This window comes from Citrobacter sp. KTE30 (assembly GCF_000398825.1).
Classification (GTDB): domain Bacteria; phylum Pseudomonadota; class Gammaproteobacteria; order Enterobacterales; family Enterobacteriaceae; genus Citrobacter; species Citrobacter freundii.
Genome location: NZ_KB976055.1, coordinates 2,659,487 through 2,685,197 on the forward strand (window position 1 = coordinate 2,659,487; position 25,711 = coordinate 2,685,197).

28 protein-coding genes are annotated in these 25,711 nt (G+C 49.7%); 7 read left to right on the forward strand and 21 right to left on the reverse strand.

Annotated features, from left to right (window positions below):
- Nucleotides 1-201: 201 nt before the first annotated feature.
- The 6 genes from cheW to flhD form a co-directional block, all read right to left on the reverse strand.
- Nucleotides 202-705, reverse strand: a complete 504-nt coding sequence (gene cheW / locus WC1_RS10335; RefSeq protein ID WP_003839146.1) for a chemotaxis protein CheW — start codon at nt 703-705, stop codon at nt 202-204.
- A gap of 20 nt (nt 706-725) precedes the next feature.
- On the reverse strand, nt 726-2,762 hold the full coding sequence (gene cheA, locus WC1_RS10330) for a chemotaxis protein CheA (protein ID WP_016150534.1): 2,037 nt from the start codon (nt 2,760-2,762) through the stop codon (nt 726-728).
- A gap of 4 nt (nt 2,763-2,766) precedes the next feature.
- The gene (gene motB, locus WC1_RS10325; protein ID WP_003034631.1) at nt 2,767-3,696 is read right to left on the reverse strand and encodes a flagellar motor protein MotB; all 930 of its coding nucleotides are present in this window, start codon (nt 3,694-3,696) and stop codon (nt 2,767-2,769) included.
- Nucleotides 3,693-4,580 carry a flagellar motor stator protein MotA gene (gene motA, locus WC1_RS10320; RefSeq protein ID WP_003034628.1) on the reverse strand — a complete coding sequence of 296 codons (888 nt, stop codon included), beginning with the start codon at nt 4,578-4,580 and terminating at the stop codon, nt 3,693-3,695. Before motA ends, motB begins: the two co-directional genes overlap by 4 nt.
- Nucleotides 4,581-4,704: 124 nt before the next feature.
- Nucleotides 4,705-5,289, reverse strand: a complete 585-nt coding sequence (flhC, locus tag WC1_RS10315; protein ID WP_008785071.1) for a flagellar transcriptional regulator FlhC — start codon at nt 5,287-5,289, stop codon at nt 4,705-4,707.
- Nucleotides 5,286-5,627 carry a flagellar transcriptional regulator FlhD gene (gene flhD, locus WC1_RS10310; RefSeq protein ID WP_003034622.1) on the reverse strand — a complete coding sequence of 114 codons (342 nt, stop codon included), beginning with the start codon at nt 5,625-5,627 and terminating at the stop codon, nt 5,286-5,288. Before flhD ends, flhC begins: the two co-directional genes overlap by 4 nt.
- Before the next feature lie 793 nt (nt 5,628-6,420).
- Here flhD and uspC point away from each other — a divergent pair.
- Nucleotides 6,421-6,849 carry a universal stress protein UspC gene (gene uspC, locus WC1_RS10305; RefSeq protein ID WP_003034619.1) on the forward strand — a complete coding sequence of 143 codons (429 nt, stop codon included), beginning with the start codon at nt 6,421-6,423 and terminating at the stop codon, nt 6,847-6,849.
- A gap of 17 nt (nt 6,850-6,866) precedes the next feature.
- Here the strand turns inward: uspC and otsA are convergent, their stop codons facing one another.
- The 6 genes from otsA to WC1_RS10275 form a co-directional block, all read right to left on the reverse strand.
- Nucleotides 6,867-8,288, reverse strand: a complete 1,422-nt coding sequence (gene otsA / locus WC1_RS10300; RefSeq protein ID WP_003844177.1) for an alpha,alpha-trehalose-phosphate synthase — start codon at nt 8,286-8,288, stop codon at nt 6,867-6,869.
- The gene (gene otsB, locus WC1_RS10295; RefSeq protein WP_016150535.1) at nt 8,263-9,066 is read right to left on the reverse strand and encodes a trehalose-phosphatase; all 804 of its coding nucleotides are present in this window, start codon (nt 9,064-9,066) and stop codon (nt 8,263-8,265) included. The genes otsA and otsB overlap by 26 nt, the downstream gene beginning before the upstream one ends.
- Before the next feature lie 175 nt (nt 9,067-9,241).
- A complete protein-coding gene (gene araH, locus WC1_RS10290) occupies nt 9,242-10,228 on the reverse strand; it encodes an L-arabinose ABC transporter permease AraH (RefSeq protein ID WP_003034609.1) in 987 nt (328 codons plus the stop codon).
- Nucleotides 10,229-10,242: 14 nt separating this feature from the next.
- A complete protein-coding gene (gene araG, locus WC1_RS10285) occupies nt 10,243-11,757 on the reverse strand; it encodes an arabinose ABC transporter ATP-binding protein AraG (RefSeq protein WP_016150536.1) in 1,515 nt (504 codons plus the stop codon).
- Nucleotides 11,758-11,871: 114 nt separating this feature from the next.
- Nucleotides 11,872-12,861, reverse strand: a complete 990-nt coding sequence (locus WC1_RS10280) for an arabinose ABC transporter substrate-binding protein (protein WP_003034602.1) — start codon at nt 12,859-12,861, stop codon at nt 11,872-11,874.
- Nucleotides 12,862-13,176: 315 nt separating this feature from the next.
- Nucleotides 13,177-13,734 (reverse strand): DJ-1/PfpI family protein, encoded by a 558-nt coding sequence (locus WC1_RS10275; protein WP_003034599.1) that lies wholly within the window; start codon nt 13,732-13,734, stop codon nt 13,177-13,179.
- Nucleotides 13,735-14,287: 553 nt separating this feature from the next.
- Here WC1_RS10275 and WC1_RS10270 point away from each other — a divergent pair.
- Complete coding sequence (locus tag WC1_RS10270; protein WP_003034597.1) at nt 14,288-14,791, forward strand: non-heme ferritin-like protein; 504 nt, start codon at nt 14,288-14,290, stop codon at nt 14,789-14,791.
- Between the two features lie 139 nt (nt 14,792-14,930).
- Here WC1_RS10270 and WC1_RS10265 read toward each other — a convergent pair whose 3' ends face one another.
- Nucleotides 14,931-15,182 carry a DUF2766 family protein gene (locus WC1_RS10265; protein ID WP_016150537.1) on the reverse strand — a complete coding sequence of 84 codons (252 nt, stop codon included), beginning with the start codon at nt 15,180-15,182 and terminating at the stop codon, nt 14,931-14,933.
- Nucleotides 15,183-15,312: 130 nt separating this feature from the next.
- Here WC1_RS10265 and WC1_RS10260 point away from each other — a divergent pair, with 130 nt between their 5' ends.
- Nucleotides 15,313-16,734: an MFS transporter gene (locus tag WC1_RS10260; protein ID WP_016150538.1), complete on the forward strand. Its 1,422-nt coding sequence runs from the start codon at nt 15,313-15,315 to the stop codon at nt 16,732-16,734.
- Nucleotides 16,735-16,767: 33 nt separating this feature from the next.
- Here the strand turns inward: WC1_RS10260 and WC1_RS10255 are convergent, their stop codons facing one another.
- Nucleotides 16,768-17,406, reverse strand: a complete 639-nt coding sequence (locus tag WC1_RS10255; RefSeq protein ID WP_003034591.1) for an RpiB/LacA/LacB family sugar-phosphate isomerase — start codon at nt 17,404-17,406, stop codon at nt 16,768-16,770.
- Between the two features lie 267 nt (nt 17,407-17,673).
- Here WC1_RS10255 and yecR point away from each other — a divergent pair, with 267 nt between their 5' ends.
- Nucleotides 17,674-18,009 carry a YecR family lipoprotein gene (yecR, locus tag WC1_RS10250; RefSeq protein WP_003034590.1) on the forward strand — a complete coding sequence of 112 codons (336 nt, stop codon included), beginning with the start codon at nt 17,674-17,676 and terminating at the stop codon, nt 18,007-18,009.
- A gap of 194 nt (nt 18,010-18,203) precedes the next feature.
- Nucleotides 18,204-18,701, forward strand: a complete 498-nt coding sequence (ftnA, locus tag WC1_RS10245; RefSeq protein ID WP_003034588.1) for a non-heme ferritin — start codon at nt 18,204-18,206, stop codon at nt 18,699-18,701.
- Between the two features lie 45 nt (nt 18,702-18,746).
- On the opposite strand, the gene WC1_RS10240 is transcribed toward ftnA, so the two are convergent.
- Nucleotides 18,747-18,986 carry a YecH family metal-binding protein gene (locus WC1_RS10240; protein WP_003034586.1) on the reverse strand — a complete coding sequence of 80 codons (240 nt, stop codon included), beginning with the start codon at nt 18,984-18,986 and terminating at the stop codon, nt 18,747-18,749.
- Between the two features lie 226 nt (nt 18,987-19,212).
- On the opposite strand from WC1_RS10240, the gene tyrP reads away from it, so the two are divergent.
- A complete protein-coding gene (gene tyrP, locus WC1_RS10235; protein ID WP_016150539.1) occupies nt 19,213-20,424 on the forward strand; it encodes a tyrosine transporter TyrP in 1,212 nt (403 codons plus the stop codon).
- Nucleotides 20,425-20,450: 26 nt separating this feature from the next.
- Here tyrP and WC1_RS10230 read toward each other — a convergent pair whose 3' ends face one another.
- From WC1_RS10230 to WC1_RS10215, 4 genes are all read right to left on the reverse strand, one after another.
- On the reverse strand, nt 20,451-21,116 hold the full coding sequence (locus tag WC1_RS10230) for a YecA/YgfB family protein (protein WP_016150540.1): 666 nt from the start codon (nt 21,114-21,116) through the stop codon (nt 20,451-20,453).
- Nucleotides 21,117-21,325: 209 nt separating this feature from the next.
- On the reverse strand, nt 21,326-21,607 hold the full coding sequence (locus tag WC1_RS10225) for a heavy-metal-associated domain-containing protein (protein ID WP_003839119.1): 282 nt from the start codon (nt 21,605-21,607) through the stop codon (nt 21,326-21,328).
- A complete protein-coding gene (locus WC1_RS10220) occupies nt 21,604-21,960 on the reverse strand; it encodes a mercuric transporter MerT family protein (RefSeq protein WP_016150541.1) in 357 nt (118 codons plus the stop codon). The genes WC1_RS10225 and WC1_RS10220 overlap by 4 nt, the downstream gene beginning before the upstream one ends.
- The gene (locus WC1_RS10215; RefSeq protein WP_016150542.1) at nt 21,938-23,080 is read right to left on the reverse strand and encodes a transglutaminase-like domain-containing protein; all 1,143 of its coding nucleotides are present in this window, start codon (nt 23,078-23,080) and stop codon (nt 21,938-21,940) included. Before WC1_RS10215 ends, WC1_RS10220 begins: the two co-directional genes overlap by 23 nt.
- Nucleotides 23,081-23,411: 331 nt before the next feature.
- Between WC1_RS10215 and WC1_RS10210 the strand changes: the two genes are divergently transcribed.
- Complete coding sequence (locus tag WC1_RS10210; protein WP_016150543.1) at nt 23,412-24,437, forward strand: patatin-like phospholipase family protein; 1,026 nt, start codon at nt 23,412-23,414, stop codon at nt 24,435-24,437.
- A 19-nt stretch (nt 24,438-24,456) separates the two neighbouring features.
- Here WC1_RS10210 and WC1_RS10205 read toward each other — a convergent pair whose 3' ends face one another.
- Both WC1_RS10205 and WC1_RS10200 read right to left on the reverse strand, forming a co-directional pair.
- Complete coding sequence (locus WC1_RS10205) at nt 24,457-24,927, reverse strand: SRPBCC family protein (RefSeq protein ID WP_003839113.1); 471 nt, start codon at nt 24,925-24,927, stop codon at nt 24,457-24,459.
- A 13-nt stretch (nt 24,928-24,940) separates the two neighbouring features.
- Nucleotides 24,941-25,630 (reverse strand): LolA family protein, encoded by a 690-nt coding sequence (locus WC1_RS10200; protein ID WP_016150544.1) that lies wholly within the window; start codon nt 25,628-25,630, stop codon nt 24,941-24,943.
- Nucleotides 25,631-25,711: the final 81 nt, after the last annotated feature.

The following is a 25,711-nucleotide window of genomic DNA, read 5'->3' on the forward strand; positions in this document are numbered from 1 at the left end:
CTTGCCAGTTTTAATTAAAGAAAAAAAATACAAATAAACCAAGCAAATGAAATAACAATAAACATTCAAAACTAAAATAAAACAACCATTATTACTTGGCTTCCCTACACACAAAATTAAAAGCAAAACGCCCTCCATATTGTGGAGGGCGTTTAATAACTGCCAGCTAAATATTACAGAGAATGATAATATTGACTACCTTTATGCCATATGCGATGCGGCAATATCCAGCAGCGCCATTTCTTCGCTGTTCAGCAGCTTCTCAATGTTGACCAGGATCAGCATCCGGTCACCCAGCGCACCCAATCCCGTCAAATATTCCGTCGACAGCGTGACCGCAAACTCCGGTGCCGGACGGATTTGATCCGTTGTCAGAGACAGCACATCCGAAACGCCATCCACCACAATCCCAACCACCCGCTGACCCAGGTTCAGCACAATCACCACGGTGTTTTCGTTGTAATCCACATCACTCTGGCTAAATTTCACGCGCAGGTCGACGATAGGCACAATCACACCGCGCAGGTTCGTGACGCCTTTGATAAACGCAGGCGTGTTAGCGATGCGCGTCACCTGATCATAACCACGGATTTCCTGCACTTTCAGGATATCGATACCGTACTCTTCATCCCCCAGTGTAAACACGAGGAATTCCTGACCTGACGGTTCGCCGGCCAGTTTAGTTACATTACTCATACCGGTCATATTATTCCCTTCTCACTCAATCAGGCGGCTGTGATCGCCACACGTTGTTCGCGGTTTAATCCCTGCAATGCAGAGACATCGACAATCAGCGCGACGCTGCCGTCGCCGAGGATCGTTGCTGCAGAAATACCTGGCACTTTGCGGTAGTTGCTTTCCAGGTTTTTGACCACTACCTGGTGTTGGCCAATTAACTGATCGACCAGCAGCGCATAGCGACGCCCTGCACTTTGTAAAATAACCACAATGCCCTGAGTCGCTTCAGTTTTAGCGCCTTCAACCTCAAAGACTTTCCACAACTCAACCAGCGGTAAATATTCGCCACGCACTTCCAAAACGCGTTCGCCTCCGGCCAACGGATGGAGATCTTCTTCGCGCGGTTGCAGCGATTCCATAACGGCATTTAGTGGCAGAATGAAGACCTCATCCGCCACACGCACGGACATCCCATCGAGGATCGCCAGCGTCAGCGGCAGCAGAATGCGAATAGTGGTCCCCTGTCCCTGTTTGGACTGGATCTCAACATGGCCGCCCATCTCCTGGATATTTCGCTTCACCACATCCATACCCACGCCGCGTCCAGAGACATCCGTCACCTGTTCGGCGGTCGAAAAGCCTGGAGCGAAGATCAACATACCCACTTCGTCATCGCTCATATTTTCGTGGATCGGCATGCCCTGGGAGATAGCTTTGGCCAGGATACGTTCGCGGTTCAGGCCAGCGCCATCATCGGTCACTTCAATACAAATATTCCCACCCTGGTGCTCCGCGGAAAGCGTCAGATTGCCGATTGGGCTTTTGCCGGATTCAAGGCGTTTTTCCGGCAGTTCGATACCATGGTCGAGGCTGTTACGCACCAGGTGCGTCAACGGATCGATGATGCGTTCAATCAGGCTCTTATCGAGTTCGGTTGAGCTACCTACCTGCGTCAGCTCGACCTGTTTACCCAGCTTACCGGCCAGATCGCGCACCAAACGAGGGAAACGACTGAACACATACTCCATTGGCATCATACGAATCGACATCACCGACTCTTGCAAATCGCGGGCGTTACGTTGTAACTGACCCATGCTGGTGATGAGATCGCCATGATTGACGGGATCCAGTTCGTTAGATCGCTGGGCCAGCATCGACTGGGTGATCACCAACTCACCGACCAGGTTAATGAGCTGATCGACCTTCTCAACCGCTACGCGGATGCTGGTCGACTCGCTGGCGCGGACTGGTTTTTCACGCTCCGCGCGCCCATGTGGCGCTTCACTGGCGGCGGCTTTCACCGCTGGCGCAACGACAACCGGCTGCGGCTTCGCGACAACGGCTACCTCTTCAGTTTCAACGGTCGCGGGCGCTGCGCTGACGGTTTCGAATTCAATTTGGTCAGCTTCAATGACAAAGCAGAGTACTGCAATGATGTCATCTTCTGCGAGGTTGCCATCAAGCGTAGCTGACAGCGTGTCGCTTCCTTTTACCACATCGGTTAAGGTCGCCAGATTCCCCAGTTCCTCTTCCAGCAAATCCACTTCGCTGGCTTTCAGACGCGAGAGAGTAATGCGTTTTTTACTCTCTTCACTGGCGAGTTCAGGCTTTGCAACCGCCTCTTCCTGCATCGCGGTGCTATCAACAACGCTCAGTTTTGCTGAGTTGACAACTGACGGTGCGGTTTCACCTTTCGCTTCGAGCGCTAACTGCCGTAACGCCTGGCAAATGTACTCAAAACTGTCGGCATCAGGCTCCACTGAGCTTTTATAGGCGTCGAGCTGTTCCTGCATAATATCTTTCGTTTCCAAAAACAGGTTGATAATGTCGGCATTGAGCTGCATCTCGCCACGCCGCGCTTCATCCAGCAGGTTTTCCATCAGATGGGTCGTTTCCTGCAAAATGGTAAAGCCAAAGGTGCCCGCCCCGCCTTTAATTGAGTGCGCTGCACGAAAAATGGCATTCAGCTGTTCGGAGTCCGGGGCTTCAGGAACCAAATCAAGAAGGTGTTGCTCCATATCTGCCAACAGTTCGTCAGCTTCATCAAAAAATGTCTGATAAAAATCGCTAATATCCATGCTCACGCTATCACCTCGGATTGGCTGGTGGCGATGTGGGAACGCTTACCGGCGGGAGTTCCGCTGGCCGTTGTAAGACACTTACCGGCTCATTCTGGCTTTCAGCGTTTTCATGCAAAATGGCCTCTTCTGCCTGCTTATTGAGAACCAGCAGGCTAATACGGCGGTTGATAGCGTCTTCAGGACCGCGATCGCTCAGACGCATCGTGGCGGCCATACCTACCACACGTAATACTTTTCCATCATCCAGACCGCCGCTAACCAGCTCGCGACGCGATGCATTTGCGCGATCGGCAGACAATTCCCAGTTGCTGTACCCTTTCTCACCATTCGCGTAAGGGTAATCATCCGTGTGACCGGAAAGGCTGATCCGGTTAGGGATCCCGTTGAGCACTGGTGCAATCGCGCGCAGGATATCGCGCATGTACGGCTCAACTTCAGCACTACCGGTCTTAAACATTGGGCGATTCTGACTGTCGATAATCTGTATCCGCAGCCCTTCCTGAACTAAATCAATCTTTAAATGCGGACGCAGCGCTCGCAGTTTGGGATCGGATTCAATCAGTTGATCGAGATCGCCACGAAGTTTGCTCAAGCGGCTCTGTTCCATACGTTTTCTCAGGTCATCAATATTCGGCTGCTTGTTCACCTCACCCTGCTGCTGGGTGTAATCATCCCCGCCGCCTGGAATCGGGCTTTGGCTATTCGAAATACGATTTCCCCCGGTCACCGCGGTGGCCAGCGGTGTACGGAAATATTCGGCAATCTGGATCAATTCTTTAGGGCTGGATATAGAAATGAGCCACATCACCAGAAAGAAGGCCATCATCGCGGTCATAAAATCGGCGTAGGCGATTTTCCACGAGCCATGCGCCCCACCACCGTGATTCTTATGTTTGCGTCGCTTTACAACGATAATGGGATGGGCCTGATTTTTCATGCGTCCTCGGTCGTCTGTTGCGCAGTTGGATTTCTCACCGCACGAACATGTTCTTCCAGTTCGATAAACGAAGGACGTTCGCTGGAGTACAGAGTCTTACGACCGAATTCAACGGCAATCGGCGGCGCGTAGCCATTCAGATTGGAGAGCAGCGTTATCTTCACGCACTGCATCATTTTGGTTGTTTCAGCGCTTTTCTGGCGCAGAACGCTGGCAAGCGGAGAAATAAATCCATAGGCCAGCAAAATACCGAGGAATGTTCCCACCATCGCATGCGCAATCAACGCCCCCAGCTCTGCTGCCGGGCGATCGGCAGAAGCCAGTGCATGCACAACACCCATAACGGCCGCGACGATCCCGAATGCCGGCAGTGAGTCGCCGACCATCGCCAGACTATTCGCCGGAACTTCGGCCTCACTCTCATGAGTCTCAATTTCTTCGTCCATCAGCGCTTCAATTTCAAACGTATTCATATTGCCGCTGATAATCAGGCGTAGATAATCGACAATAAAATCAAGCATTACGGCATCGGCAAGAATGCGCGGATAGCTAGCGAAGATTTCACTTTCTTTTGGGTTTTCGATGTCGCGCTCAAGCGAGAACATGCCCTGTTGACGTGACTTGGCCATCAGGCGATACAGGAGCGCCAGCAGATCCATATACATCGCTTTGGTGTATTTCGAACGACGGAAAAGCAACGGGATCGCTTTCATCGTCCCTTTGATGGCTTTCCCATTATTGCCGACGATGAATGCCCCAATACCCGCGCCACCGATAATCACCAGCTCAGCCGGTTGATAGAGTGCCCCAAGGTGTCCGCCGGTCATCATGTAACCGCCGAAAACTGTACCAATAACAACCAGGTAACCTAATAAGATAAGCACGACATCATCCTTTCGCAATTGACTATGACAGGATGCGCAGTCGGGCAATTAACGTAAGGTCAGGACAAAAAAAAGCAGCGGTAATCGCTTACCGCTGCTGGAGTGTTCATCCACACCGTATCAGTTAAACAGCCTGTTCGATCTGTTCATCCAGCAGTTGTGGAATAATATCGGCAGCATTCTGGGAAAGTTTACGTCTTTTTACGGCCCTTGATGGCGGCTGGCATAAACTACAGGCAAAGCTGCCTGCGGGTTGGTGTGCATGGGTGATAAAATTCCCACCGCAGCAATTGCATTGGGACAACTCCAGCAATCCGCTGTCGACAAATCGCACCAGCGTCCACGCGCGAGTTAACGCCAGCAATGGCCCTTCTTCAGGCTGCGGACACTGCTCAAGATATAACCGATACGCCTTAATTACGGCATCCACGCCGCTACAGAGACCCGTTTTGAGCAGGAATTGCCATGCATTGCAAAACATCGACGCATGAATATTTTGTTCCCACGTCATAAACCAGTCGGTGGAAAACGGGAGCATCCCTTTTGGCGGAGGACTACCGCGTAATTCTTTGTACAGCTTGATTAATCGACCACGGCTTAATTGCGTTTCGCTTTCCAGCATTTGCAAACGGGCGCCCAATGTGATTAATTCCATTGCCAACTGGATATCACGCGCTTCCTGAACAATGCTTTTTTCGCTCATCATCAAGCCCTTTTCTTACGTGCTGCATCATCGATGTCGCTTAACAGGCGTGTTGAAAGCATGATACCAGTATGAATTTGCTGAAGATCGTCAACGCGGGAGTCTTGCGTCAGGCGAGTAACAGTCTGGTGATCGTCGAAACGGAAATGACATACCAGTTGGTTTGTTTCGGCCAGTTTGACCATTTGAGGAAGTGTTAATGTTGCCAACGTGTCCGCCATTTCCTCGCTGATACCAAGGCGAAACATCGCAGATGCTTTGTCCTGAACGATCAAACGCTGTGCAAGCAATAAATATGACAAATTGATGTCATAAATGTGTTTCAGCAACTCGGATGTATGCATTATTTGCATCCATAATAACCAACATTGTTTTCATGCGGTAAAACCGCACCCCGTGATGTCGCCGGGAAGGCCCGGTAAAAAAAAGCAAAAGGTCAAATACATAGCAACGTAACGACACTTACGCGTCGTCTAAACATTCCCTTTTAAGAAGGCAGCGTCCCTTACAAGCTCACATCAATTCTTACAAATGTCTAAGATTTTTCCTAATTCGACGCAACTCTACCCGCCGTCAGTTACACATACAACGGAGCTATGCTGCGAATTTAAAGAATATGTGATCAAGATCACATAAACCAGCCAAACACTTAACATAAATCCATCAGCGTGGCTTTTACTTTGTTTATTTCTTGACCTTCCATTATCCATTTCGATTCCTGATGTACGAATATTCTTGCAATAAAAGCGAATAGTATTATGTTCACGACCGTTAATATCACGCCATGAAATAGCGAGCTGGATCACATATTTAACTCAAAAAACTTTTTTAATTAAATACTTTATAAACAATGACTTAAATATTTAGAGCGATTAATTAATACCGCGATGTGACGACCTTGCAAATGTTAATGTATGTTTATTTTTTATTAACACATTGTTTTCATTAGCCGTGGGTTTTACTTAAGTTACCTGAACATATCTGCAACCAATATGAATCGATTATTCTATTTATAAGAATAATTAATGAATAATCATGATGACATTCACACTATGAAGGAAGGAAACGTTGCAGTATGGAGTAAGCTGAGTAAAGCTGAAAAGCCCTCTCATAATTCTTGAAAAAAAGGAGCGAGTTATGAGCTATTCGCACATTCTTGTTGCTGTTGCCGCCACCCCTGAAAGTCAGCAGTTGTTAGACAAGGCGGTTTCTATCGCTCGCCCTGTCAACGCCCGAATTAGCCTGATTACACTGGTCTCAGACCCCGAACTTTATAACCAGTTTGCTGCCCCCATGCTGGAAGACCTGCGTGAAGTCATGCAGGAAGAAACTCAGGATTTTATCGACAAACTTAGCAAAGAAGCAGAATACCCCATTGAGCATACCTTTATTACCTATGGGGCTCTGAATGAACATATCCTGGATGTATGCCGCAAATACGCCATTGATCTGGTCATTTACGGCAACCATAACCACAGTTTTTTTTCACGCGCTTCCTGTTCCGCGAAAAGCGTCATTCATACCAGCCAGGTGGACGTTCTTCTGGTTCCGCTAGCCGGAGATTAATACACAGCGCCAGGACTTCATGCGAGTTTAGAACAGGATGAAATATTGTCTGGCAGTTGGCATTGACTCCGACGCGGCGTGACTGCTTTAAGATCACTAATGAACGTCGCCTGCCAGTTGTCGATATCGTTTTTAACGATAGTCTCAAGCATTTCAGCGTGGCGCGAAATGCGTTCGGTAAGTGGCATCGTCAGCGCCTGGTTTAATGCGCTTGCCACTTCATCCCGGTCATAAGGATTAACAATAAGCGCAGAGGTTAGCTCATTCGCCGCCCCGGCAAATTGCGATAAAACCAGCACGCCAGGGTTAGCAGGATCCTGTGCGGCCACAAACTCTTTCGCCACCAGGTTCATACCATCGCGCAACGGGGTCACCAATCCTACGTCAGAGTAGCGGAAGATCTTCATCAGCAATTTACGATCAAAATACTGGTTCAGATAGTAAAGCGGCGTCCAGCCCAGTTGCCCATATTTGCCGTTGATTCGCCCTGCTTCTGTTTCCAGTTGGTGGCGAATATCCTGATAGGCCTGCACCTCTTCACGCGAGGTCGGCGCTATCTGCGTATAGCGAATTTTACCGTGGTGCTGCGGATAATGTTCCAGTAAGGCCTCGTAGGCCTGAAAGCGCTCCGGCAAGCCTTTGGAGTAATCCAGACGCTCCACGGAGAAAATATTCTGCACATTTTTAAGCTCCGCTTTTAGCTGCGCCAGTTTTGGCGGCAGCGGTCCGGACGCCTGTCGTGCAATCTCATCAGGTTCGATACCGATGGGATAGACCTGAGTGCGAAACGCTTTTCCCCATGCCAGATGCTGCTTATCTTTATGCGTGGACACCCGAGTCTGGGCTGCGAGACAGTCCAGAAAAGCCTGGCGATCGTTTTCAGTCTGGAAACCAAGCAAATCAAAATCACACATTTGCTCAAGTAGCGCCAGATGTGGAGGGAGCGCATTAAAAATTTCCGGCGTCGGAAAAGGAATATGCAGGAAAAAACCGATGCGGTTATTCACACCGCGCTTACGTAACTCGCAGGCAAACGGCAATAGATGGTAATCATGAATCCAGATGATGTCGTCATCGCCAAGCAGCGGCAGAAGTTTATCTACCAGTAAGGCATTAACCCGTTGGTAGCCTTCCCAGGCAGAGCGCTGAAACTGAACTAAATCCAGTCGATAGTGAAATGCGGGCCATAAAACCGCATTTGAAAACTGGCAGTAATACTCTTCGTAATCTTGCTCACTCAAATTAAACGAGGCCCAGGTGATATTGCCACGCGTGACTTTTTTTAACGGTTTATCCTCATTACCTGTATCACCACTCCAGCCAAACCACAGACCACCAGCAGCTTTTAACGCACCCAGTACACCGACCGCGAGCCCACCCGCGCTCCCTTTGTCATCTGGTGAGGCGATACGATTAGATACTACGACTAAACGACTCATAGCCACCTCTTCTGTTATTCGTTGCTTTCGATTCTTGCTGCGAAGAGTTAATTTGCTCCAACCAGCGCCAGACATCCCTGACGCCATCCAGACGCCATGTCGCCTGCGTCGGCCCGATCCCCACCTTCACGGAAATACCGCCAGCGCGGTTAACCACAGCAAATCCTGTTTCATCTGTCAGATCATCACCGAAAAACACAGGGATCCGGCCAGCAAAAGGCGCTTCCTGCATAAATGCAGCTATCGCGTCGCCTTTATTGCTGCCCTTAGGCTTTATTTCCACGACACATTTTCCGTGCTGCAGAGCAAGCTGCGGCCATCTGCGCGTGATGCGTTCAGCCAGGGTAATCAGCGCAGCTTCGTGTTCGGGTGCCTGGCGATAGTGCAACGCGAAAGCCATGCCTTTGGTTTCCAGCGTTGTCCCCGGTAACGTCACTAACGCTGCGTGTAATAAAGCCCCAGCTTCACGCTCGATACCTTCAGGCAGGTGTACTATGTGCGTTTGACCATTGATGTCACGGCGTTCTGCCCCATGCACTCCGGCAAGCGGAAAACGAAACGGAGTAGTGAGTGCGTCAAGCTCAACCATTGAGCGCCCTGAAATCAATGCCAGCGCATCCGCATTATGCGTCGCTAACTGTTGTAAACATTGCAGGATTGCCTTAGGGACAACGACCTGGTCGGGAAAGGGTTTAATCTCAGCAAGTGTCCCATCGAGATCAAAAAAGTAAGCACAGTTTACAGATTGTTCAGGGGGTAAGATCAGTGATGCTGTCACCCGGTTATCCTCCTCATCATGGTCAGAACGCCACGCGGATCGCGGCGTATAGATGATGTATGACGGATATAAGTATAGACAGTGTGACCATGCTCGCCATTTGGAAAAACAATCGCCAGCCGGGTAGCGGCTGGCGATGGGCAGAAGCTAGACTAAAAAGTTAGGGTTTAAATCATCAAACGGTACGCTTCGCTTTTTGCTTGTAACGGTCGAAGATCACCGCCGCCAGCAGGATGAGGCCACGTACCACATACTGCGCGAACGGAGAGATATTCAGCAGATTCATCGCATTCTCAACCGTACCCAGGATCAACACCCCGGCCACCACATATGAGATTTTTCCGATGCCACCTTTAAGCGAAACGCCCCCTAACACGCAGGCTGAAATCACGATCAACTCATAACCGATTGAGGTCATTGGTTGGCCGCTGGTCATACGCGATGCGAGGATAATCCCGGCAATGGCGGATACCAGACCGGAAAGAATAAAGATAATAATCTTGGTACGAACAACCGGAACCCCTGCCAGGCGCGCCGCCTCTTCATTGCCCCCAATGGCCAGCGTATTACGACCAAACGTGGTTTTGTTCAGCAGTAAACCAAAGACAATGAAACAAACGACAGTGATCCAGATAGGCGCAGGCAGACCAAACCAGTTAGCATAACCGAGTGTAAAGAAACGCTCGTCTTCAATCCCGACTGCCTTACCGTCGGAGATAATATAAGCCAGACCACGTACAATCTGCATCGTCGCAAGAGTAGTGATCAGGGCGTTAATTTTTAACCGCGCAATCACGAACCCATTCACCAGGCCACACAGAATACCGAGCAGAAGTCCGGCAGCCACGCCAATCCACAAACTTTCAGTCATGTTAATGACTACGGCAGTGGTAACACCAGCACAAGCAATCACAGATGCGACAGACAGGTCGAAATCACCGGATGCCAGACAAAACAGCATCCCACACGCGACCATACCCGACATCGATACTGCCAGCCCCAGTCCCTTCATATTGATGAAGGTGGCAAAGTTTGGCACAAACAGGGAACAAACGAGGAACAGCACGGCGAACACCACCAGCATACCGTATTGATCCCAAATGCGGCCCAGATTTAGCGCCGACTTCGCTGCGCCAGAACCCGATGTAGAAACGGAAGACATCATACTCTCCTTATTCAGGCTACAGCCTGGCTGACTTTAGGCATAGCAAGGCTCAACGCCTGGCGCTCATCCGCCTGTTCATGAAGTAACTCACCGGCAATTTCGCCTTCTCTCATCACCACAATACGATCGGCGACACCGAGCACTTCTGGCAGGTCACTGGAAGCAAACAATACGGCCACACCGCGCGCTGCGAGGGCATAAATCACGTTGTAAATTTCATGCTTGGCGCCTACATCAATGCCGCGTGTAGGCTCATCCAACAAAATCACCTTCATCTCTTCCGATAACCAACGACCGAGGATAGCCTTCTGTTGATTACCGCCGGAGAGATTCATGATCAGTTGCTCTGCACCCGGTGTTTTGATGTTGAGTGAACGAATATGGTGATCGGCATTGGTCTCTTCCCAGCCGTTGTTGATCACGCATCCCCCCAGAACATGCTTACGTCGTGCACTAATGTTGATGTTGTTGCGCACTGAATGGACCGGAATGATCCCTTCGGCTTTGCGATCCTCCGGGCACAGCATCATCCCTGCTTCAATGGCATGGCTTGGTTTACGGATATCGATAGGCTGTTCATCAATAAATACCTGGCCCGCCGTGATACGCGTACCACCGAACAGTCCTTTCATTAATTCGCTACGTCCGGCCCCCACCAGGCCAAACAGCCCGACAATTTCACCGCTTCGCACGGATAAACTGATTGGTGTACGCACGCCCGGGGCTTTTACCTCATGCAACCGCAGACGCTCTGCGCCATACGGTCTGGATTTCCAGCCATAGATATCCCCGAGGTCGCGCCCGACCATCGCCTGCACCAGCGCGTCGTGATCGACCTGCTGCATATCCGTGAACGTTTTGACGTAATGACCATCCTTAAACACAGTGATGGCATCGCTGAGAGCAAAAATCTCCTCCATACGGTGCGAAACGTACAGAATGATGCGTCCTTCGTTGCGCAGCTCACGGATGACACGAAACAGATTCTCAATCTCACGTGCTGACAGGGAACTGGTCGGTTCATCAAACGCAATAATTTTGGCGTTTCGCGCCAGCGCTTTTGCAATCTCCACCATCTGCCACTGACCAATGGAGAGGTATTTCAATGGGGTATCGGGATCGATATCCATGCCCAGATGCTTCAGCTGGATTGCTGCTTCATAGTTCAGCAGCGAGCGGTTCACAATCCCGCCTTTGTGCGGTAACTGCCCTAAATAAATATTCTCGGCAACGGTCATTTCCGGGACGAGATGCAGTTCCTGATAAATAATGGCGACGCCGGCGCTGAGCGCGGCAGTGGTATCCGCGAAGGAAACTTCTTGTCCGCGGATCGTCAATGATCCCGTCGTTGGCGCATAGTTACCGCTGAGAATTTTTAAGAGTGTTGATTTCCCGGCGCCATTTTCGCCCATCAGCGCATGCACCTGTCCGGCATAGCAGTCGAAACTGATATCCGTCAGCGCCTTAACGCCGGGGAACGTTTTGCCAATGCCGCGAAATGAGAGATACGGGGTAGACTGTTGCATAACGTCTCCGTGAGTCAGATCTTTATGCCGGAGGGGGCTTTGCCTCATCCGGCCTTCTGAGGACGCAATTCGTAGGCCGGATAAGACGCGTTGACGTCACATCCGGCATTTGTGTTACTTACCGCCTAAGCCTTTCTTCGCCAGCTCTTCTTTGAAGTTATCGCGGGTAATCAGCACCACATCCGTCACTTCAGTGAATGCCGGTGGCTCTGCACCTTTCGTTACCCAGTTGTAGAGCATTTCACTGGACTTGTAGCCGTGAACGTCCGGGCTTGGCAGCAGTGAACCGTAGAACCCGGTCGCTTCGCCTTTAGACAGTTCGCTAACCGCGTCAACGCCGTTAATCCCGATACCAATCACGTTTGGCGCTTTGAAGCCCTGCCCTTCGGTTGCACGTACGCCGCCCAGCACGGTGTTGTCGTTCATGCCGACAATCAGCCAGTGTTTGACTTCAGGATGCTGAACCAGCATGGAGTTAGCGGCGTCGAATGCGCCGGGGATGTCATTCGATTTTGTTGGGACCTGGTAAATCTGTTTTTCCGGGAAGCCTGCGGCTTTAAGCGCTTCCATTGAACCAGAAGTACGACGACGTGCGGTATCCAGTTCGTTGGCGGTAATGGCCATTACGGCGGTGGATTTCACATCCCAACCGCGTTTTTGCATCTCCTTGTACAGCTCCTGGCCCTGGCGCTCACCAATTTTGGTTGCCGCCATCATCACCAGCGGTACGGTATCCATCGGCTTACCTTTGGCGTTGGCAAACTGGTCATCGACGGCAATGACTTTCATATCGTAGCCACGCGCCTTAGCCATAATGGCTGGCCCCAGTTTTGGGTCTGGCGTACAAATAACAAACCCTTTTGCTCCACTTGCAGCCAGGCTGTCGATGGCGTTAAGGGTTTTCTCACCATCCGGGACGGCAATTTTAATCACCTCAAAACCAAGGTCTTTACCGGCTTTATCGGCAAATTTCCATTCAGTCTGGAACCACGGTTCTTCCGGCTGTTTGACCAGGAAACCGAGCTTCATGGATTCAGCGATAGCGGATTGTGACATAATGGCCGCCAGACCGATGGCAGCAAGCGCTTTAGTGAATTTGTGCATGGTTAACTCCAGCTTTAACGTTCTTTTATGTAGGGTAAAATCAGACGATTTTTTGTAATTCGGACGTAAAACAAGGCATTACCTTTTATTGATAAGATCAATGCCAGTGCTGAGAGTATTTGTAGCGGGAAATTGATTCTCCATAAGAGAGCGGCATCACACCACAGAATTACAGTAATTGCGTACATAAATTCAGCGGGAAATGACATAAAAAAACGCGGTTTTGTCGACGGGAAAAAAGAGGAATAGCAGATTAGTCCATAACATCAGCCAACGAATCCTTGTTCCCGAATACCGGAGTATTCGGGAAAATGCTTACCATCGGTAATAAATGTGATCAGCGTGATCGCGAACCGGAATATCATCTCCCAATAGACGCGCCGCAAGCGTCAATGCAAAATCGAAAATATGCCCTAACCCTTTACCGCTAATCAGGTTGCCATCTTCCACAATCGGCGCATCGATATATTCCCCATCCGTTACGTTTTGCCACAGATCCCCCGAACACACGTAGCGACGCCCCTTCAGCAGGCCGTTGCCACCCAGCACGCGCGCAGCCGCGGAACACACCGGGCAAATGAGTTTTCCTGCCTCGTCATGGCGAGCGATAAACTGGATGACAGCCTTACTGGCGGCAAGATTAACGCTGCCCTGCGGCCCGCCCGGTAACACAACGGCATCGTAAAGATCCGTCTGACGCGCAGCCAGCGTGCTGTCCGTCACCATCGGCACGTCATGATAGCTCACCACCGCACGGGACTCGGCGCAGGCCAGTGTTTCAACTTCGATCTGCAGGCGGCGCAGAATATCAATGGTAACAATGGCTTCCGCCTCTTCAAAACCAGGTGCCAGTAGCACGGCAACCTTTTTCATACACACTCCTCGATTTTTCCAAATACACCAAACCATAAATGCCGAATCATTCAGGCGCTTAACTTTATTAATTTCCACAAAACTGATCTGGCGCAAAAAATTAGCCAGCAGATAACGTTCACTGACACGTCCCGATAATGAAATTTCTCCATCCCAAGGCCGGATAATCATCCGGTGAGAGACAATACCTGATTGTGAAATTCCATTTCGTGATATGAAACATCATTTCAATATTAATACTTGGATTTAATCCCATAAATATCAATCTCTTATATTCACACCACTTATATACACAAGCAGAAAAATCACTAATATTGCTATGACAATATGTAAAAAATCATAAATACGCAGATTTAAGGATTTTCTTAAGTCGGAACAGGAGTTATGCTGAATCTCGATCGGGAGCGAATATAATTCGTGATCACTAAAGGACCGGCGGAACGGATTTATTCTGCTAACAGTTTTAATTGTACGTAGAGGTGATGTGTAGCGGCAGCCCGTTGCACTGACGTAAGTAACGTACATCCCCCTTTCTGGAAATAAGGATATTGATATGGCTGCAGTTGGAATTGTTCATAAACTCAACACACAAATGAACCTCGAGTTCTACGCATCGAATCTTTACCTGCATCTCAGTGAATGGTGTTACGAACACAGCCTGACTGGCACCGCAACCTTTCTACGCACTCAGGCACAAGGTAACGTGACTCAAATGATGCGTATGTTCAATTTTATGAAAAGTGCCGGGGCTAACCCCATCGTCAAGGCTATTGATGTTCCGGGTGATGAACTAACTTCTCTTGAAGAACTGTTTCAGAAAACGCTGGATGAATACCAACAGCGTTACAGCAAGCTATCACGCTTGACCAATGAAGCAGAAGCCTTGAATGATGCAACAACCATTGATTTTCTTCACGATCTGGAAAAAGAGCAGCAGCAGGATGGCGTGCTGTTACAAACGATTCTTGATGAAGTCCGCAGCGCTAAACGTGCGGGACTGTGCATGGCGCAAACCGATAAGCATCTGCTGAACGTCGTGAATTATCAACATCACTAATCTTCAATTTTCATCGTGTTAATGCCGGATAACGATGCGACGCACCTTATCCGGCTGGTGCTTAATTTTCTCTACGCTCACGCCTCTCATTCTGCGAGGCGCAAAAAAACCTTTCTAAAACCTGAAACAACGGTTTATTTTAGTGAGATTCATTCTGCGGCGTGAATTTCAACTCGATCAAGGCAACTGCTTTTTGTATTGCGCGCATAGTAACCGGATCGGCGCCCGCAGGATGGCTGGAGAAATCGATGCTTTTCAGTTGGCTGGACATTTTCTCCCGCACTTCTACTGGGGCAATAACATCAAGAACATCCATAATCTGCTTGATAACCAGCTGACAGGCAACAACGTCCGAGAGCAGTTCCTGATCGGCATTCAGTGTTTGGGACATAGTGAGCTCCTTATAGAAAGGTCGTCATAGTACCTATTCAACGAACGAAACGATAGCCGCGCATGCATTACGAATGCGCTGGAAAATAAAAATAGATCCAGTCAGTTTCTTTTGAGATGGCAAGCACAACATGAGTGAACATATAGCGGTTGAGAACAAACGCGGTCTATCCCCGGCTGCATTACTTGTTGCCGGGGCTTTCTTTATGGAGTTTATTGACGGCACGGTGATTGCCACCGCACTGCCCGACATGGCGAAGAGTTTTGCCGTGCAAGCGGTAGACCTGAACATAGGTATCAGCGCCTATCTGATCACCCTCGCGGTGCTGATTCCCGCCAGCGGCTGGATTGCGGATCGCTTCGGCGCCCGAAAGGTGTTTACCCTGGCGCTGGCGATATTTACTCTCGCCTCGGTTTTATGCGGTTTGTCCGAAAGCCTTGAGAGCTTTGTCGCCATGCGAATCTTACAGGGTGTAGGTGGCGCGCTAATGGTTCCGGTTGGCCGACTTGCGGTATTGCGTACCACGCCTAAACATCAGTTGATCACCGCTATTGCGACCCTGACCTGGCCCGCGTTAGTCGCCCCCATCATTGGCCCTCCCCTTGGCGGATTCATTACCAGCTATGCCAACTGGCGTTGGATCTTCTTCATCAATGTACCGCTCGGGATACTGGCGATTGCGCTGGCGCTACGTTTTATCCCGGATATTCATGACGACGAGCGCCGCCCATTTGATATAACGGGATTTATCGCAACCTCTGTAGCGATGGTAAGCCTGGTGTATGCCATGGAGTTACTGGGAACCCAACAGCCTCAGGGCTGGCTGACCGCCGGACTTTTGGCGCTAGGAACAGTGACATTTCTGTTTGCCCTGCATCATTTTCGTCGCGCCGCATGGCCAATGATTCGCCTTGATGCCATGAACGTCCCTACTTTTCGCGTCACCATGTATGGCGGATCGCTGTTTCGTGCCTCTATCAGCGCCGTGCCGTTTCTGCTGCCGTTAATGTTTCAGGTAGGTTTTGGCATGAACGCTTTCCACGCGGGTTCGCTGGTGCTGGCGGTATTTGTGGGCAATCTGACGATTAAACCGGCCACCACACCGTTGATACGTTGGCTGGGCTTTAAGAAACTGCTGTTGATTAACGGTGCGCTTAACGTTCTGGCGCTGCTGGCCTGTGCATTAATTACGCCGCAGACCCCCGTGTGGGTTATTTTGCTGGTGTTGTATCTGGGCGGTGTGTTCCGCTCAATTCAGTTTACCGGCGTGAGCACGCTTGCCTTCGCGGACGTCCCCGCGGCACAAATGAGCTACGCTAATACGCTGTTCAGTACAGCGACACAATTAGCGGTAGGATTGGGCATTTCTTTAGCCGCTATTGGGATCCGCATTGGCGATGTGGTCAGTGAAAGGCTGGCATTGGGCAATATTCCAGGGATCAGTTTCCGGCTGGCCTTTGTCGCTATTGCCATTATTTGCCTGGTAGGTATGGTGGATACGCTGCGGCTCACCCGTGATGCAGGAAGTGCAGTATCGAACAAGAACAGGTAGCCCGGAGGGTGAACGCTGCCGGGCCAACAGGATTTAGCCAATTACCTCGCGTACAAACGCTTCGATTGCTTTGTCCTGGCAGTTTTCAAAGAAGCACTGCTGGAAGCGCGGGCCTGATACAGCGGTTTTCACCAGTTCAGGATCGATAGCGCGCAGCGTGTCCAGATAATTTTCTTTTACCACAGCCGCTTTCACCTGATTCAGAATACCGGCGTTACGTACCTGCGGCTCTTTACGCTCCGGTGGGTAGCCTTCCCCGTTACGCCCGGTGAACGCTTTTTCAAACATATAGCGCACATTCAGCTCAGCACCCCAGCCAAAACCTTTGGCGAATGCCAGAGAAAGTGCGTTGCCGTTGTTGATCTGAGAGAACAAGAACGCATCTGCAGGATCGAGGCAATAACCACACACCACACCCGGATGGATATTCAGTGACATCATTGCCCCCTGGCCCGTGCCGCAACCGGTGACCACGAAATCAACCGCTTTGGAATTAAGCAGGATGCTGGCCATAATTCCTAAATGGATATAGGTCAGATGATGATCATTTTCATCGCTCATCCCAACGTTATAGACCGGAAAACCTTTTTCATCCGCAACGGCTTTAAGCTCGTTATGGATGATGGCGTTTTTGCTTGCCTGGCTGTTTTCCATCATCAATGCAATTTTCATTCTGTACTCTCCTGAATGCACTGCGGTAGCCCGCTGAAAGTCATAACATTCAGCCACATTACTATTTTTCAATCACACTTTCAAATTTAATGAAATTTAGTTTTAAAAAACAAAGTTGCGCTCACATTCTTGTCTGAAAAGTTCAGAATTGCCTCAAACGAATGACCTCGTTGTGATTAATCACAGGTGATCTTCGGGCTATTCAAGCCATTGATGAGGGCCTCTGTATGCCATGATAGTGTATCTTCGAACTTTCAGAGCGATCTCATGAAGACCTTTATCCTAGCGCTTTTGCCGCTCGTGCTGACAGGATGCACAATTACAAAACAGGCGCAGGTCAGCGAAGCCAGCGCCATCACTGGTGTGGTTCGCCTGACTTATAATCAGGCCATGTTACAAACAGCACGTACCGATGACTACGTTACCCAAGGGACAGCCACCAAAGAGTGTCAGCGCCTGGGCTATGCCAGCGCTGAAGCGTTTGGTCAGCCGGTGTCAACCTGCAGCGTATATGCAGGCTCTCTGTGCTTAAATACCAAAATTACACTCGCCTGGCAGTGTCATGGTGTCGCGGTATCGCAATCCCCCTCATTCAATTATTAATATTTCCGACCAGCACATTTTTGCTGGTCTTTAACCACTTTATTATTTATATCCCCCGCTTAATATCGTTAATGCGTTTTATTCCCATTCGCATTTTTAATAAATAAATTTATTATTTTACCTTTTGCAAATAATTAAATAACAAATTATAGTGACGCCACGTCAATATATAATAATGTTTGTGGAGCAGAACCATGCTGAAAACAGAAATGATCGACCAACTGAATGAGCAAATGAATCTTGAATTATATTCATCTCTGCTCTACCAACAGATGAGCGCGTGGTGCAGCTATCACAGCTTCGAAGGTGCCGCCGCGTTTTTGCGCCGTCACGCTCAGGAAGAGATGACGCACATGCAGCGTCTGTTCGATTACCTGACCGATACCGGCAGCTTGCCGCGTATTAATACCGTTTCTTCCCCTTTTGCTGAATATGCGTCTCTGGATGAACTGTTCCGTGTCACTTACGAACACGAGCAGCTGATCACCCAGAAAATTAATGAGCTGGCACACGCGGCAATGACCCACCAGGATTATCCAACCTTTAATTTCCTGCAATGGTATGTTGCCGAGCAGCATGAAGAAGAGAAATTATTTAAATCTGTTATTGATAAGCTGTCGCTGGCAGGGAAAAGCGGCGAAGGTCTTTATTTCATCGATAAAGAACTGGCTACGCTTGATACGCAGAATTAATATTTTGGGGTAATGAAGGCAACCCGCCATCATTACCCATTAAAATCAGTGACGGCAGATCTTGCTTTCGTGCGTAGAGAAGCCGTCTTCTTTTGCAATAAACTTTCCCTTCGCCGCTAAAAACGCTACCAGCTCGCCTGCCGTCATATCTGCCGCAGAACAAGTGTGGAAACGTGCCTGCTCGCCGAAACGTGCCGTAATTGCCGCTTCAAGGCTGGCATTTGAATACTGCTCGCCAGATTCAATCATCATGTTGAGCACTTCGTGACCGTGAATAGATTCCATACTACCTCCTCAATAAAGACCGTAGCCTAATGTGAACCGCACGGCGCTGCTTTGCGCTAACGCAGGTTTATCCGCAGATAAATGTCATTTGTTATACATCTTAATGGTCAAAAATATCGTAAACATTAATGTACAACCATTGTAACGACGATTTGACGAGCATAGCGTTTTGCCTTAACCTGCGCCGCAGATATAACCGTTGATTATCTCTGGGACAGAGGAAAGCGTGAAAAACAGAACCCTGGGTAGTATTTTTATCGTGGCGGGAACCACGATTGGTGCCGGTATGTTGGCAATGCCGTTGGCTGCGGCAGGCGTGGGGTTTAGCGTCACGTTGGTATTGTTAGCCAGTCTTTGGGCGTTGATGTGCTACACCGCGCTGCTGCTGCTTGAAGTATATCAACATGTCCCGGCAGACACCGGGCTGGGTACGCTGGCAAAACGGTATCTTGGTCGTTACGGACAATGGGTAACGGGCTTTAGCATGATGTTTTTAATGTATGCCCTGACGGCGGCGTACATCAGTGGTGCAGGTGAACTGCTGGCCTCCAGCATCAGCGACTGGACCGGAGCAAATATATCTCCGACAACAGGCGTACTGCTGTTCACCTTTGTTGCCGGTGGCGTGGTTTGTGTTGGGACCTCGCTGGTCGATCTGTTCAACCGTCTGCTATTCAGCGCCAAGATAATCTTCCTGGTGGCGATGCTGGCTCTGTTAATGCCGCATATCCATAAAGTGAACCTGCTTACGCTGCCGCTGCAACAGGGGCTGGCGCTCTCCGCAATCCCGGTCATCTTCACCTCGTTCGGTTTTCACGGCAGTGTCCCCAGTATCGTCAGCTATATGAACGGTAACATCCGTAAACTGCGTTGGGTGTTTATTACGGGTAGCGCTATTCCACTGGTCGCCTATATCTTCTGGCAACTGGCGACGCTTGGCAGCATTAACTCGACAACGTTCATGGGGCTTTTAGCCAACCACGCAGGCTTAAACGGCTTATTGCAGGCATTGCGTGAAGTCGTGGCTTCGCCGCACGTCGAACTGGCGGTACATCTGTTTGCCGACCTCGCGCTGGCAACCTCTTTCCTCGGCGTTGCATTGGGATTATTTGACTACCTGGCCGACCTCTTCCAGCGCCGCAATACCGTAGCGGGAAGAATGCAAACCGGCGTGGTGACCTTCCTGCCGCCGCTGGCATTCGCGCTGTTCTATCCGCGTGGTTTTGTCATGGCATTAGGGTATGCGGGCGTTGCCCTGGCGGTGCTGGCGCTGCTCATTCCCTCGATGCTGGCCTGGCAGAGCAGAAAACATAATCCGCAGGCCAACTACCGCGTAGCCGGCGGTGCTCCGGCGCTGGCACTGGTATTTTTGTGCGGCATTGTGGTGATAGCAGTACAGTTTTCTATTGCAGCAGGATTACTACCAGAAGTGGGTTAAAACAAAGGGGCTTTCGCCCCTTTCTGTTAATGCAAACAGCACTGCTTATATTTCTTGCCGCTGCCACAGGGGCAAGGGTCATTGCGCCCTACTTTGGCATCCACTTTCACCGGTACTTTGACCGGCGTTTCCTGAGGATGCGCCATCCAGTAAGCATGCAGGTCCAGCGCAGCCAGGCGGATGGCATCGACGCTCTCTTCAAACGCTTCAGGTGTCAATTTCTCAACCACCGCAAAGTTATCTTCCGTACCGTGCAGCGCAATAGCCTCAAGTGCTGGTTTTAACGTGTCCGGTAACGCGGACCAGTCTGACAGTGCAACGCCGCGCATATAACCAAAGCACCACTCTTCAACGATGGTCAGTTCATGCTCGTCAATTTCACGCAAACCAAACAACGGCTCAAACTGCTCAGGATATTCATCCAGACGATCGGCCGTATCCGCCATATGTTGAAACGCCAGGTTCATGAAACGCGTCATTTCTTTTTCGGAGGACCAGCGAGGGACATACTGCGCGCCCCCCCAAATAGCGACCAGCCACTGCTCTGGTTCAATTTCATACGGTGAACTCAGCACCGCCGTCAGCAAACCATCCAGTTCTGACACATCCAGAATAGCCTTGTCTGTATTGTACTTAGTCAGTACATCATCCAGCCATTCCAGTTCGCTCTCGTTTAATGGTCCCGTTTTCATAACGCTTTTCCTTAGTCAAAAAATCTTGCCTGTGATCATCCTACATGGCTGGAGGGATAACAGATACAAATGGGCATATGCGGCATACAGTTGCCGCCTGTTCAGGTTAACAGGAAACGAGGGGAATTCCGGAAGTTAACGCACAAAAGAGAACACGAAGCCGCCGGGCATCATACCGGGAAAACACAATAAAACCACCCGCAGGTGATTTACTGTTGTTCAATGCGGTTGAGCGTTGCGGTATAGCCCGTTTTCGCTACCGCGTTAAGTAAAGTATCGGTTGGGAAACCTTCTGGCACAATCGCTTCTGCTTGTCGGGTTTTTAGGGAGGACTTTGCTTTAATCACGCCGTCGGTTTCACGTAGCGCCTGATTGACCGAAATAACGCATAGCGAGCAGGTCATATTTTGTATATCCAGCACCACTTTTTGATTGGTCGCCTGAGCCCACAGCGGCAGCAACAAGCATGCAACTAATGTGAAGATTTTCATTCAAATACCTCATAAAACCAGGCAACAAGCGTTGGGTAAAATAACACTGGCAAAATCAATGCCAGTGCGCACCAGTAGAGAACGCGCGCTTGCTTCAGAGTTAGCCACCCGGAGCACCACAGCCGCCTGGAGAAATAGAGCCGCCAGAAAACATGCAGTAATAAGCCCAATGACACCAGCATCAAGGGAATTCGCAAAAACTCAAACTGGGTGAAAACAGCAAAGCTCGCCGCCGAAATACCAAACAGCAGGTAGAGCAGCGGTCCAACGCAGCATAAGCCCGCGGTGACGGCAGCTACCGCAGCCGTCAACAGGGTGAGTCCCGCCCCTTTAGCGTTGTTCTGTGGCGACATAGCTGTAGGAGAACGCTTTAGGATCGTAGAAATTGATCGGATCGCCATCGACTTCAGCGTAAGGATAGCCAAAGTTGTTCATGGCTCCCTGCTCCGTTGCCGGATACAGCTCGAAATCACGCCCGTAGTTGAATCCAACCCAGTTCATTTCCCAGTTGCCAAACAGGTAAGTGTTTACCGCCTGGACATCGGCGTCCTGATGCGATTTTTTCTCTGCAAGACGCATTTTGGTCACATCAGCAGGATCGCAAGGTAACCAACCGTAACCGGCCAGATAGAACTCGGCACGACAATGTTGTCCACCGCTCACATCAGCAACGCCTGCGCTGTCTGCTTTGCCAAATGCACTTTTCGAGTAACGATCGAGCTTATTGGCTTTGCCCAGACGGATACCAAACAGTTCACGCGCCGGAATGCCGCTGGCACGCGCCAGAGCCACAAAAACGGAGCTCATGTCGGTGCATTTTCCTTTGAGCTTACCGCTTTTTAAGATCTCCGCTACATCCCCCGTGCCGCAGCCGATAACGTCGTTATCGCGCTCCATATGGCTACTCACCCACTCGTAAATCAGGCGTGCTTTTTTCAGCGGATCCTGCTCATTACCGGTGATTTTACGTGCGGTTTCCAGAACCAGCCCATCAACTGGGGTATGTGCCGTCGACAAAAGGTACGGTTTTACATCCAGCGGGTAAATAATCTGCTCCGGCGCTTGCCAGGTTTTCAACGCGTCCTGCTTCAGCGGTTCCCAGTCGGCGGTTTCAATGTCGATATCAACGTTAATCAACAGTTCGCCCTGCGAGTCAGGCCAGGTGGCAAACAGCGTTTTCGCGCCATAAGTATTATTAGTGGTGACATACGCTTGCTTATAGTTTCCGCTAAAGGCAAGCGCCGTCATTTGTTGAAACGCGGTATCTACAGGAAGCGGGATCCACAGTTTTACTACACCGCTCGAGCCCTTAGGAGGGTTAAGTTTATAGGTCTGGGATAACACAAAGCGCCGACGCGCGACTGGTGCAACGGATGGCTCAGCGGCGCGAACCGTCTGACTAATAACCGCAGGACCGACTAAACCGGCGGCCGAAAGGAGAACGCTATTTTTGAGAAATTGTCGACGTTGCATTGCTGTCTGTCCATGTTGTAAGAGTTGAACTACGGCTAAGCAGGTAAAAACCGTATACGATCATCACAGCAGACAGACGCTGACATAAAAAGGTGAGCCGATGGAGGTTATTCATCAATAACAGACCTGTTAACTGTGAATGAAATAAGATACTACAAGGTCGCTATTAAGCCATTTGCAGGCAAAAAAGTACAGCAGTGAGCGGATATCAATCTGCCAGCCCCCTTCTTATGAAACAAACTCAGCGTAAATCCTGTCTATATTTAACTGCAGCCATAGCGGAAACAACCCTACCCCTAAATCCCGTTTCTTATCTTTGGAGGACATAAAAATGGCAATGAGAATACTGTCTATCGATGGTGGCGGGATCAGAGGCATCCTTCCGGGTATGCTACTTGTGGCACTGGAGAAGAAATTGCAGGATATATCACAAAATCCTGCCGCCAGAATTGCGGATTACTTCGATCTCGTTGCCGGTACCAGTACCGGGGCCATTCTGTGTTCTGCTTACGTTTGCCCTGATGCGAAAGGAAAGCCCAAGTTCTCCGCTCAGGAAGCCGTCAATTTCTACCTTCAGGATGGGGATGAAATTTTTGATGTCGGCATCTGGAAAACAATCAGTTCACTGGGTGGTGCTAGCGATGAAAAATATTCTGCAAAGGAGCTGGAGAGGGTATTAAAAACAGCATTTGGTGAAACAAAAATCAGTGAATTATTAAGACCAACCTGCTTTGTTTCTTATGACGTGAGCAGTCGTCTTCCTGTCATTTTCAAACAACACTCCGCCCTCGCCAAGAATCGGGACTTCCTGGTCAGGGATGCTTTACGGGGTACCTCAGCAGCTCCCACCTATTTCGAGGCAGCGCGTATTTATTCACTACCCCCGGTACCCGAAAAATTTGTCCTGGTTGATGGCGGTGTGGTGGCTAACGACCCGGCGCTCTGCGCCTATTCCGAAGCGATTAAATTCAGTAATGTCGCTGGCATTAAGGATATGATTATTGTCTCACTGGGCACCGGCAAGAAATTGCAGGGGTATTCTTATTCCGAAGTTAAGGACTGGGGCCCCTTTGGCTGGGCAAAACCGGCTATTGATATCGCGCTAGAGGGGGGGCCACAGATGACCGCATATTATCTGCAACAAATTGCCTCAACGGTAAAAAACTCTAAATACTACAGAATTCAGCCTGAACTATACGGCGCCGATCCAACGCTGGATAACGCATCGCGTGAAAACTTAGAACTTCTGCGCAAGGCAGGCCTACAAAATGCCGCCGTGTATGATAAGAAATTGACTGAGATCGCTAAGTTATTAATCAGTAGTGGAGGCAATTTTAAATATCAGGACGCTAATTAATCCTCAACGCTGACTGAACTCAAAATATATGTACATTCGTTGCCAGTTTGCGGGCTAATCCTCTGGCCCCTTCGCGCATGACCGTATCGTGATTCCAGCGAAAAACGGGTGCCGCCAGCGGGGCCAGGTAATTCATCCAACGAATCGTGGTGCGAACATTCCAGTCATATCTGACGATGGTCTCAGCGCCACTGGCAGAAAAATACCACACACCTCGCCCTTCTACCGCCCCACTGGCTTGTCCCTCAAGCAGCGAGCAAGGCAGAATATTTAACACGTTGATGTCAAAGGTTAAGCGATAGGGAAGCGCTCCTTTCCAGGTATAACGATGCAGCGCCCCAATGCCCTGTACATCACCTTTTTTAATCTCAACAATGCGTTCCAGACTTTCCCACCATTCAGGCCACTGATCGGGATGAGAAAAAACATCCCATACCTCCTGAATAGAAGCCTCAACCCGCCAGACGGTGGAAAACTGATAGTCAGCCATAATACAGCCTCCTTCAGGGTGAGAAGAAATTAGCGGGAAAACGGATGTTAATGACCATAGCATCCAGAAGCACGGTTTCTAATCGCTGCCCATCTGGCGCATAGCTGATCACTTTGGCAGGGAGTCCGTGATAATTATCCAGCCAGACGTCATAGCGGTGAACACCATCAACCACCATTGTTCCAGGCCCAACCACATATACGTGCGTCGTCGCCCGTCCTGCAAGGTTTTCCTTAGCAACAGTGGTCATTGTCCCTTCGCGTTGCAGATGACGAATATTGCCCAACAACACGCCGATATCAGAGCGATCCACCCGATGACCACGCTCATCCTGGATCAATGAATTAGTAGGCGACAGGTGCAAAATGGGCAAAGAACCCACACCAAATGGCCATAACGTCACTTTACCGCTGACAGGATTAAAGATAAGCACCGCTCCTGAATGCGGTTGGGTAAAATCCATCCGCACATACCCAGGCTTTTGAAAGCTATAGCGAATAATTTTGCTTTCATCGGATGGCGACGAAGAGCGCATCATGACCTGATAAGACGTCAGGTTATTAAATGACTGTTGAGAAAATGCGATGGGATCCATAGACCTGGCATTCTGCGAAAAGATATTCCCTTTTTCCACCGAATATGCTGCACAACTAAAGGTGAGCAATGCTGCGAACATGACTATCGGAGAAGATGAAATGTTCATAGCTGCTCCCTGAACCAGCGCGATTGGCAAACAGGAGTTATCACCTGCCGACTGTTTTTATTATAGTTCTTAACTGCGCGG

Bases quoted from the DNA above. Each gene is read 5' to 3' on its own strand.
- cheW (WP_003839146.1), bottom strand. From the start codon at position 705: ATGACCGGTATGAGTAATGTAACTAAACTGGCCGGCGAACCGTCAGGT.
- motB (WP_003034631.1), bottom strand. From the start codon at position 3,696: ATGAAAAATCAGGCCCATCCCATTATCGTTGTAAAGCGACGCAAACAT.
- flhD (WP_003034622.1), bottom strand. From the start codon at position 5,627: ATGCATACATCCGAGTTGCTGAAACACATTTATGACATCAATTTGTCA.
- uspC (WP_003034619.1), top strand. From the start codon at position 6,421: ATGAGCTATTCGCACATTCTTGTTGCTGTTGCCGCCACCCCTGAAAGT.
- otsA (WP_003844177.1), bottom strand. From the start codon at position 8,288: ATGAGTCGTTTAGTCGTAGTATCTAATCGTATCGCCTCACCAGATGAC.
- araH (WP_003034609.1), bottom strand. From the start codon at position 10,228: ATGTCTTCCGTTTCTACATCGGGTTCTGGCGCAGCGAAGTCGGCGCTA.
- araG (WP_016150536.1), bottom strand. From the start codon at position 11,757: ATGCAACAGTCTACCCCGTATCTCTCATTTCGCGGCATTGGCAAAACG.
- WC1_RS10280 (WP_003034602.1), bottom strand. From the start codon at position 12,861: ATGCACAAATTCACTAAAGCGCTTGCTGCCATCGGTCTGGCGGCCATT.
- WC1_RS10275 (WP_003034599.1), bottom strand. From the start codon at position 13,734: ATGAAAAAGGTTGCCGTGCTACTGGCACCTGGTTTTGAAGAGGCGGAA.
- WC1_RS10270 (WP_003034597.1), top strand. From the start codon at position 14,288: ATGGCTGCAGTTGGAATTGTTCATAAACTCAACACACAAATGAACCTC.
- WC1_RS10265 (WP_016150537.1), bottom strand. From the start codon at position 15,182: ATGTCCCAAACACTGAATGCCGATCAGGAACTGCTCTCGGACGTTGTT.
- WC1_RS10260 (WP_016150538.1), top strand. From the start codon at position 15,313: ATGAGTGAACATATAGCGGTTGAGAACAAACGCGGTCTATCCCCGGCT.
- WC1_RS10255 (WP_003034591.1), bottom strand. From the start codon at position 17,406: ATGAAAATTGCATTGATGATGGAAAACAGCCAGGCAAGCAAAAACGCC.
- yecR (WP_003034590.1), top strand. From the start codon at position 17,674: ATGAAGACCTTTATCCTAGCGCTTTTGCCGCTCGTGCTGACAGGATGC.
- ftnA (WP_003034588.1), top strand. From the start codon at position 18,204: ATGCTGAAAACAGAAATGATCGACCAACTGAATGAGCAAATGAATCTT.
- WC1_RS10240 (WP_003034586.1), bottom strand. From the start codon at position 18,986: ATGGAATCTATTCACGGTCACGAAGTGCTCAACATGATGATTGAATCT.
- WC1_RS10230 (WP_016150540.1), bottom strand. From the start codon at position 21,116: ATGAAAACGGGACCATTAAACGAGAGCGAACTGGAATGGCTGGATGAT.
- WC1_RS10225 (WP_003839119.1), bottom strand. From the start codon at position 21,607: ATGAAAATCTTCACATTAGTTGCATGCTTGTTGCTGCCGCTGTGGGCT.
- WC1_RS10220 (WP_016150541.1), bottom strand. From the start codon at position 21,960: ATGTCGCCACAGAACAACGCTAAAGGGGCGGGACTCACCCTGTTGACG.
- WC1_RS10215 (WP_016150542.1), bottom strand. From the start codon at position 23,080: ATGCAACGTCGACAATTTCTCAAAAATAGCGTTCTCCTTTCGGCCGCC.
- WC1_RS10210 (WP_016150543.1), top strand. From the start codon at position 23,412: ATGGCAATGAGAATACTGTCTATCGATGGTGGCGGGATCAGAGGCATC.
- WC1_RS10205 (WP_003839113.1), bottom strand. From the start codon at position 24,927: ATGGCTGACTATCAGTTTTCCACCGTCTGGCGGGTTGAGGCTTCTATT.
- WC1_RS10200 (WP_016150544.1), bottom strand. From the start codon at position 25,630: ATGAACATTTCATCTTCTCCGATAGTCATGTTCGCAGCATTGCTCACC.